The sequence below is a fragment of the uncultured Enorma sp. genome, assembly GCA_905210055.1.
Classification (GTDB): domain Bacteria; phylum Actinomycetota; class Coriobacteriia; order Coriobacteriales; family Coriobacteriaceae; genus Enorma.
In genome coordinates this window covers 1-7,868 of sequence record CAJLVH010000088.1, presented here as the reverse complement: position 1 = coordinate 7,868, position 7,868 = coordinate 1, and the positions used below count along the sequence as shown (strand labels likewise).

Annotated in this window: 10 protein-coding genes; 5 read left to right on the top strand and 5 right to left on the bottom strand. The window is 63.7% G+C overall.

Annotated features, from left to right (window positions below):
* Positions 1-844: UTP--glucose-1-phosphate uridylyltransferase (locus QZ079_RS06470; RefSeq protein WP_297036630.1), on the bottom strand; the 844-nt coding region annotated here is incomplete at its 3' end.
* A gap of 202 nt (positions 845-1,046) precedes the next feature.
* On the opposite strand from QZ079_RS06470, the gene QZ079_RS06465 reads away from it, so the two are divergent.
* The gene (locus tag QZ079_RS06465) at positions 1,047-2,105 is read left to right on the top strand and encodes an asparaginase (protein WP_297036628.1); all 1,059 of its coding nucleotides are present in this window, start codon (positions 1,047-1,049) and stop codon (positions 2,103-2,105) included.
* A 3-nt stretch (positions 2,106-2,108) separates the two neighbouring features.
* Here QZ079_RS06465 and QZ079_RS06460 read toward each other — a convergent pair whose 3' ends face one another.
* On the bottom strand, positions 2,109-2,318 hold the full coding sequence (locus tag QZ079_RS06460) for a helix-turn-helix domain-containing protein (RefSeq protein WP_291289130.1): 210 nt from the start codon (positions 2,316-2,318) through the stop codon (positions 2,109-2,111).
* A gap of 99 nt (positions 2,319-2,417) precedes the next feature.
* On the opposite strand from QZ079_RS06460, the gene QZ079_RS06455 reads away from it, so the two are divergent.
* Entirely contained in the window at positions 2,418-2,951 is a 534-nt protein-coding gene (locus tag QZ079_RS06455; protein WP_297036625.1) for a hypothetical protein, read from the top strand.
* A gap of 27 nt (positions 2,952-2,978) precedes the next feature.
* On the opposite strand, the gene QZ079_RS06450 is transcribed toward QZ079_RS06455, so the two are convergent.
* From QZ079_RS06450 to QZ079_RS06440, 3 genes are all read right to left on the bottom strand, one after another.
* A complete protein-coding gene (locus QZ079_RS06450) occupies positions 2,979-3,362 on the bottom strand; it encodes a DUF1648 domain-containing protein (protein WP_297036633.1) in 384 nt (127 codons plus the stop codon).
* Positions 3,363-3,401: 39 nt separating this feature from the next.
* Entirely contained in the window at positions 3,402-4,478 is a 1,077-nt protein-coding gene (ychF, locus tag QZ079_RS06445) for a redox-regulated ATPase YchF (protein ID WP_297036622.1), read from the bottom strand.
* A gap of 357 nt (positions 4,479-4,835) precedes the next feature.
* Positions 4,836-6,101: a 4Fe-4S binding protein gene (locus tag QZ079_RS06440; RefSeq protein ID WP_297036620.1), complete on the bottom strand. Its 1,266-nt coding sequence runs from the start codon at positions 6,099-6,101 to the stop codon at positions 4,836-4,838.
* Positions 6,102-6,428: 327 nt separating this feature from the next.
* On the opposite strand from QZ079_RS06440, the gene QZ079_RS06435 reads away from it, so the two are divergent.
* From QZ079_RS06435 to QZ079_RS09475, 3 genes are all read left to right on the top strand, one after another.
* The gene (locus QZ079_RS06435) at positions 6,429-7,022 is read left to right on the top strand and encodes a zinc ribbon domain-containing protein (protein ID WP_297036619.1); all 594 of its coding nucleotides are present in this window, start codon (positions 6,429-6,431) and stop codon (positions 7,020-7,022) included.
* Positions 7,023-7,223: 201 nt separating this feature from the next.
* Complete coding sequence (locus QZ079_RS06430; protein WP_297036616.1) at positions 7,224-7,559, top strand: hypothetical protein; 336 nt, start codon at positions 7,224-7,226, stop codon at positions 7,557-7,559.
* A 106-nt stretch (positions 7,560-7,665) separates the two neighbouring features.
* Positions 7,666-7,868, top strand: a 203-nt coding sequence (locus tag QZ079_RS09475) for a zinc-ribbon domain-containing protein (protein ID WP_366926437.1), incomplete at its 3' end; no start/stop codon positions are given.

The following is a 7,868-nucleotide window of genomic DNA, read 5'->3' as shown; positions in this document are numbered from 1 at the left end:
CGGAGAAGCGCGGGTCGGAGGCGGCCATGAGGGCGTTCGTCGCGATCCAGCCGGAGGGCGTGCCGGTGTCGTAGCCGCTGAGCGGGTCGACCACCACGGCGTACATGGCCTCGCGCTCGAGCGAGCGGGCCATGGCGTCGGTGAGCTGCACCTCGCCGCCGGCGCCGGGCGCCTGGTCCTCGAGGAGGTCCATCACGAGGGGGCTGAGCAGGTAGCGGCCGACGAGGTAGAGGTTCGAGGGGGCGTCCTCCGGAGCGGGCTTCTCCACGAGCCCGGAGACGCGCCACACGGCGCCCGGCTCGAGGCCGCCCGCGGGGGCGTCGAGGCACTCGCCGGCGATCACGCCGTAGCGCGAGACCTCCTCCGGCGCGCAGGGCGCCACGGCCACGACGGACGCGCCGCCGTGGGCGGCCGAGGCCTCGAGCATGCGGCCGCAGATGTCGCGCGCGGGGACCACGTAGTCGCCGAGCAGCACGAGGAAGGGCTCGCCGGCGACGGCGTCGGCCGCGGAGCGGATGGCGTGGCCCAGGCCGTTCGGCCTGTACTGGAAGCGGAAGTCCACGGGCAGGGAGCCGGCGCGGGCGACCCCGTCGGCGCAGCCGGCCTTGCCGCGGGCGCGCAGGAGCTGCTCGAGGGCGGTGTCGGGCTGGAAGTAGCTGAGGAGCTCCGGCTTGTTGGGGCTCGTCACGATGATGGCGTCCGTGACCTCCTCGGGCTCGAGCGCCTCCTCCACGACGTACTGGATGACCGGCTTGTCGAGGACGGGCAGCATCTCCTTGGGCGTGCACTTCGTCGCGGGCAGGAAGCGGGTCCCCAGGCCCGCGGCGGGGATGATGGCCTTCATGTCATTCCTTTCGGGTGGCAGAACGCGCGGTAGCATACTCGTCCCGCGCGGTGCAAAGCTTGGCCTATGAGCAGCATAGTAGCGCTGTCCGCAGCAGATTCCCGCGTGTTCAAGCAATCTACAGAGCAGTCAAGGCGAAGCGGTCGCTACCGCGACATGATAAAATCTAGCTTGGCTGGTTTTTTCACCTGAATGGACGGACATGAAGCGCATCCTGCTCATCGCAACCGGCGGAACCATCGCGTCTGCGGAAGACGGCCGGGGGCTCTCCCCCGCGCTCTCGGGCGAAGAGCTCGCCGCCTGCGTGCCGGAGGTACGCGGCCTCTGCGACCTCGATACGCTGCAGCTCATGAACATAGACAGCACGAACATGCGCCCCGCAGACTGGCTGCGCATCGCGCGGGCAATCGCCGATCGATACGCGGATTTCGACGGCTTCCTCGTGCTGCACGGCACGGACACCATGGCCTACACCGCCGCAGCGCTCTCCTACCTCATCCCCGCGAGCGCAAAGCCCATCGTGCTCACCGGTTCGCAGCGCCCCATGACGAGCTCCTTCACCGATGCGAAGCTCAACCTCTACCAAAGTCTCCTCTACGCAATCGACGACCTGTCGTGTGACGTCTCCATCGTGTTCGGGGGCATCGCCATCGCGGGCACGCGCGCCCGCAAACAGCGCACCATGAGCGCGAATGCGTTTACCAGCGTAAACTTCCCGCCGCTCGCCTACATCCGCAACGACCGCATCGTGCGGGCGGGCGCCTGGGGCTCCGGCGTACCTGCGCGTGCAGACGAGCCCACGCCCAGCACCGAGGCCGACGCTGGCAACATTTCCGCTCCCGCCCATTTCGACCACATCGACGAACGCGTCGCCGTGCTCAAGCTCACACCTGGCTTAAACCCCGAGCTCTTCGCAGCGCTCAAGCCCGCCTACGACGCGCTCGTACTCGAGATCTACGGACTCGGCGGCATTCCAGACTATGGCGCCGACGAACCCTCGTTCAAGCAGGCAATCTTTGATTGGGTGGGCTCGGGACGCGCGATCGTGCTCACCACGCAGGTTCCCGAAGAAGGTCTCGACCTGGGCGTGTACGAAGTCGGTCGAGCCTACGCGGAACATCCCGGCATCCTGCGCGGCGGCGACATGACCACGGAGGCGATCGTCGCCAAGATGATGTGGGCGCTCGCTCAAACGCGCGACGCCTGCGAGCTCGCCCGCCTGTTCTACCAGCCCGTCAACCACGACCGTTTGGCGGAATAGGAGCTACCGCAGAAGCTCGGCCGCATCGATTCCCAAACTCTGCGCGAGCCGGTCGAGCTGCTTCACCGAGATATTCGCCTCGCCAGCCTCGATTTTGTTGAGATACGGCCGGCTCAACCCGGCCATCAGGCAAAACTCAACTTTCGAAAGATGCTGCGCCTCGCGCAGGCTGCGCACATTCCGGCCAATTGTCTGTTCAATCTTCTCGCTCATGGCACGAGTGTGCGAAAGATGCCGCCATGATGCGTAAACTATAGTTTACGTTCGATGCATTTTGCACACCTAGCGTGCTCAAAGCGAGATTGGCTGCTCATGGACGACGTGAGAAGACCGGAGTTCACCCTCGTGCACAATGCCATGTCAAACATCCGGCGCGAACCATGGCACCTCGTCGTCATCGACCTCGACGATCCTGCCGGCGGAGGGCCGCGCATAACGGACGCAGAACGAAAGGCGCTGGATGTTGTGACTCGCCGCCTGGACATCGCCATCGCGACGTCCTATGAACCGGATGAGCTTCTGCGACACCTCGAGCGCCAGGGCATGACCGAGGCGCAGCTCGCCGACTTCGACGTCATCTCACTCGACGCAAGCGCGTTACCCGGCGCGCCCGCTCGCCCCACCGACGAGCTCGCGCGCATCTGCCGAAAGCATGGCGCCACGTTCCGCTCGACCGCCGTCATCGCCGCGTGTCCGAACGATACGCCGCTTGCGCTTGAAGTGGGGACGGTTCTCGCGCTCGCGGGAGCGGGCCGCGCGTGCGAGGACATCGCCGCACGCGTCTTTCCCCCGCGCGCAGCGGGCGGCCTTACGCTTGCGTTATTCGCGCTCTTAGGACGGGAATGACGCCGTGATGCCAGCTCATCCGGCGCGCTAGAACCCGAAGCTGATGCCCGTTCCGGTATAGGCGGAATACAGTAGGTAGATGGTGCAGGCCGTGAGCAGCACGCCGATCACCACGCCGTTGCGCACGCCGCGGCGGTACACGAGCTCCTCGGCGACGCGGGAATCGCGATTCGCATTCGCGGAACGGCGCGCGTTGATGAGCGTGGCGATCGCCAGGAGCATGCTCACCACGGGAACCCAGAAGAGCTCGTAGCGGCTGCCGAAACGCGTGGCCTCGCCGGCGCTGTTGAACGCCATGGCTACGGAATCCGGCAACTGAGGCACCACGAAGAAGGTGATGGCCAGCGGCAGCACGCCCACCACTATGAGCGCAACCGTGAGGTACCCGTTAACTCGACCGTATTGGAACATTGCAATCAACCTATCTGCTCGATGCCGAAACCCGCGTGCCTACACGTTGAAGCGGAAGTGCACCACGTCGCCGTCGGCCATGACGTATTCCTTACCCTCCATGCGGAGCTTGCCTGCGGCCTTCGCCCCCTGCTCGCCCCCGAGCTCGATGTAATCATCGTACGCGATGACCTCGGCTTTGATGAAACCGCGCTCGAAATCGGAGTGGATGACGCCGGCAGCCTGCGGGGCGGTCGCGCCCTGGCGCACCGTCCACGCCTTGACCTCCATCTCGCCCGCCGTGAAGAACGACTGCAAGCCCAGCAGCTTGTACGCCGCCTGCGCGAGTACGTCGAGTCCGGGCTGCTCGAGACCGAGCGAGGCGAGGTATTCCGCCGCCTCTTCGGCGTCGAGCTCGGAAAGCTCCGCCTCGATCTTCGCGCAGATGGGAATCGGACGCACGCCATCGATGGGCTCGAGCTCCTCCCCGAGCATGTCCTCGTCGACGTTCGCCACGTAGAGCATGGGCTTCATGGTGAGCAGGAAGAGCCCCTTGGCGGCGGCGCGCTCCTCCGGCGTCATGTCGAGCGTCGCGGCGCGGTTGCCTTCGTTGAGCCAGTCGGAAAGACGGCGCGCGATCTCGAGCTTGGGCGCGAGCTCCTTATCGCGCTTCGCATCCTTCTCGAGCTTGGGCAGCTGCTTTTCGAGCGTTTGGATATCGGCGAGGATGAGCTCGGTCATGATGGTGTCGGCGTCTGCCGCAGGGTCGACGAACTCACCCACGCGCCCCACCTCGCGCATGACGTTGGGATCTTTGAAATAGCGCACGACCTCGCAGATCGCATCCGTCTCGCGGATGTTCGCGAGGAACTGGTTGCCCAGGCCCTCGCCCTGGTTCGCGCCCTTCACGAGACCGGCGATATCCACGAACTCGACCGTCGCGGGCACGATGCGTCCGGGGTGCACGATATCTGCGAGCTTGCCCAAACGGTCATCCGGTACGTCGACGATGCCCACGTTGGGATCGATGGTGGCGAAGGGGTAGTTGGCAGCGAGGCCGCCTTTCTTGGTGAGGGCGGTGAAGAGCGTCGACTTGCCCACATTGGGCAGACCGACAATACCGATGGACAGAGCCACGAGGCACTTCCTCTCTTGGCGCACCCGGCGCGCGGGCGCGGACTCGTTCGAACCTATCTATTGTACGCGAGAAGCCATGCGACCTACAAACTACAAGCATTTGAACGCCCAACGAAGGCACGCGAATCCCAAAATGGTCAAAATCTAAAGCTTGGTGACACCGATCCTGCGAAAAGACCGGTGAGGTTCGCCTACCGCCCAGATAAGCGAGCCGTGTACCAGGCGGCTGGGCACATCGCACCACCCTTTTACCTGGATCGGTGTTACCAAGCTTTTATTATTGGCCACAAACGCGTCCAAGAGGATCAATTCGGCCGCGATAGAGAGGCCCGTCGGGCGGGGAGCAGTATCTCGACGCTAATCCGCGAGCTTTTCCACCCGATCGAGAACGGCATCGAGCTTCTTTTTCGCCTCTGCCTTCATCTTCTCCGCCTCTTCATGCGCCTTTGCAGCCTCGGCGGCCTTCTGCTCCGCCTCGGAATCGGGTAGCACGAGCTCGGCGGCGTCGTGCTCGACCATCTTGAGCGCACCCGGCTGGCACACCTCGACACACAGGCCGCATCCCGTGCAGTACGTGGACTCCACGGTAAAGTTTCCCGAACCGACCAGGTCGCACGCGCGCAGCGGGCACAGCTCGACGCAATCGCCGCACATCGTGCACTTCTCGAAATCGCACTCGGGCGTACTTACCTGCACGTTCGGCGCGAGCTCGGGATGCGTCTGTAGCGTTGAGAGCAACAGCTGCCGGCTCTGCGTGAGCACGCGGCGACGCTTGAGCGAGTTCGCGCCCGTCGCGGCGGAAAGCGAGCGCTCGAGCGCGGAAAGCTTCTTGGTGTGCTCTTTGAGGCGCTGCGAGACGGTAGTCACCGCCGCGGCCGCAGGATTGAACTTCGCCATGGCAAGGCCCGTGGTCTGCTTGATTTTGTCGAAGTACTCCTTGCGCTCGAACTCGCGACGCTTCGTGCAGGTGAGCGCCTTCGCATCCACCTCAAGCCCCATGCCGCGTCCAGACCACTCCTCCGCGGTGGCGATGGCTTCGCCGAGCATCTCCTCGCCGCAGGCGTTACGACACGCGGTACAGATATCGAGCGGCAGGTACACGCTCACGTTGGGATAGTCCATGAGGATCGCAAGCCAGGTCTCGGGCGTGACGTCGCCCACGCACGCGAGCACGACCTCGTTCTCGCGCGGAACCCGCTTCAGCGCGCGTGTGCAGGTCACATAGGCCGTCTCATAGGCCGTCGCGGCAGCGGCCACCGCGTCGTAGATGCGCTTGGGGCGCTTCTGGGGCGAGTAAATCGCCTCCGTGGGACATACCGGCGCGCAAAGCCCGCATTTACGGCAGGTATCGAGGATATCGATGCCGCCATCTTCGATCTCGATCGCGTTCACCGGGCACGCCTTCACGCATGCGCGGCACGAGCTCTTCTCCGAACGGCAGGCGAGGCACGGCACGGTGTTTGCGCGCGGCTTCTCCTTGTAGTCCGCCGGGTTCCATTCTTTGGGCTCCGCTTCGGGATTGCCCAAAAAGGCGTTCGTAAGATCACTGAACGGCTCGGTGAGGCCGCTCAAGCCTTTGGTAATGTCGATGAGGTCGTCGAACATATCGCGCTGCTGCGCCATGATGTGCCTCCCCTGCAAGGACGCGCGCGGCGTCCCGTCGATTGCGACCCTTCCACCTAGCAGCAAATGTATTGTGCGCCGCTGCGGAACCGTATTATTGTACGGCACATCGTCCATACTTAGGTCGCAACATCTTCAACGAGCGGCGTCACGCATAAAACACCGAGCATGCAGGGCGACCTCACCCGTCCCTGCGCAAACTTTTCAATTTGCCGGCTGTTTTTGTCTGCTCGACACTGCATAATGGAGACAGCCTGTTGGAGGAGAAATCCATGTCAAGGCTGTCTCGCAAGTACTGCAGGCGGGACAGACGGAAAGGAACGCACTATGTTTTGCCCGAAATGCGGTGCTCAGAACGCCGACGGCGCCCAGTTCTGCGCCTCGTGCGGCGCGCCCATCCAGCAGCCCGCCAACAACCCCACCCCCGGCCCTGTGCCCGGCCCGGTTCCAACGCCCTCGCCCGTGAACGGCGGCGTGTCGCAGCTCAACTCACTTGCCGGCAATCTCGGCGGCATCCTTCCGCTTGCACGTATTATCTGCGGCGCTGTGATGATCATCTGCTTCTTCCTGCCGCTCTACGGCCTCGCGGGGATCATCAACGTGAGCGCCATGCAGATGACCTTTGGCATCGACGTCTACGGATCGCACCTCGACGGATCGTTCGAGAACGTCCTGTTCCTTGTCGCCGGCATCCTCGTGCTCGTGGCCGCGTTTGCCCTCAAGGGTAAGGCCAGCGACATCCTCACCATCGTGGGCGGCGCACTTGCCTTCATTCTCGTGATCGCTGTGGCAAGCACCGCGAACAGCCAGATGGGCGGCTATCTCACCGTGGACTACGCCATCGGCGCCTGGCTCTACATCCTTGCCGGCATCGTCTGCATCGCCATCGGCGTGCTGCAGATGATTGCCGCGCGTAAGTAGCACACGCTTAGTTAAATCGGCGGCAACGCACCGCCTTTACACAACGCCGACGTTTTACGCCAAGCCCCTTTCTCAACAGGTCGAGCAGGCGAAAACGTCGGCGTCGTCATATAGAGCGATAACGTGGTGCTGGGTATCGGCCGATCACGTCGATACACGACTGGTTGACCGCTACCGCTCAAGGCGATCGCACGGTATAGTTTGCGCGTATGTGCCACTTCGGACACGGAGGACATCATAGACACCAAGGCCATCATCGACCAGGTTGTCGAGCACATCGGCAACGCCCCCGAAGCCATCAAGGATCTGCTCGCGGATCCGGCGGGCACCATCGAGAGCATCACCGGTCAACACCTTGAGGGCAACGATCTCTCCGGCGTGCTCGACGGCATCAAGGAGCATATCACCGGCAGCGGCATCAAACTGCCCGAGGGTCTCGATCTAGGCGCGCTTGGCAACCTCGCTGGCAAATTCGACCTCGGCGGCATCACCGAGGGTCTCGGCGATATGCTCGGCGGTCTCTTCGGCAAGAAATAGCTTGCCCTGCCGCAGCATCCGACAAGCAGCATCCAATCGTCTCGGGGCGGCTCTTCGGAGTCGCCCTTTTACGCAAACTTTTCATTTCAGAGCTTTAATTGTCGCCATGGAACGGCATAATGGGGCTATAGGGGAAATCCACGGCAGAGGCTGCCCCCGCGCATGTCGCTGCGGGGCGGACGGAAAGGAATGCATCATGTTTTGTCCCAAGTGCGGCGCCCAGAACGAGGACGGCGCCCAGGTTTGCGCCTCGTGCGGCGCGCCCATCCAGCAGCCCAGCACTCCGGCGCCCGGGCAGGTACCCGGCCC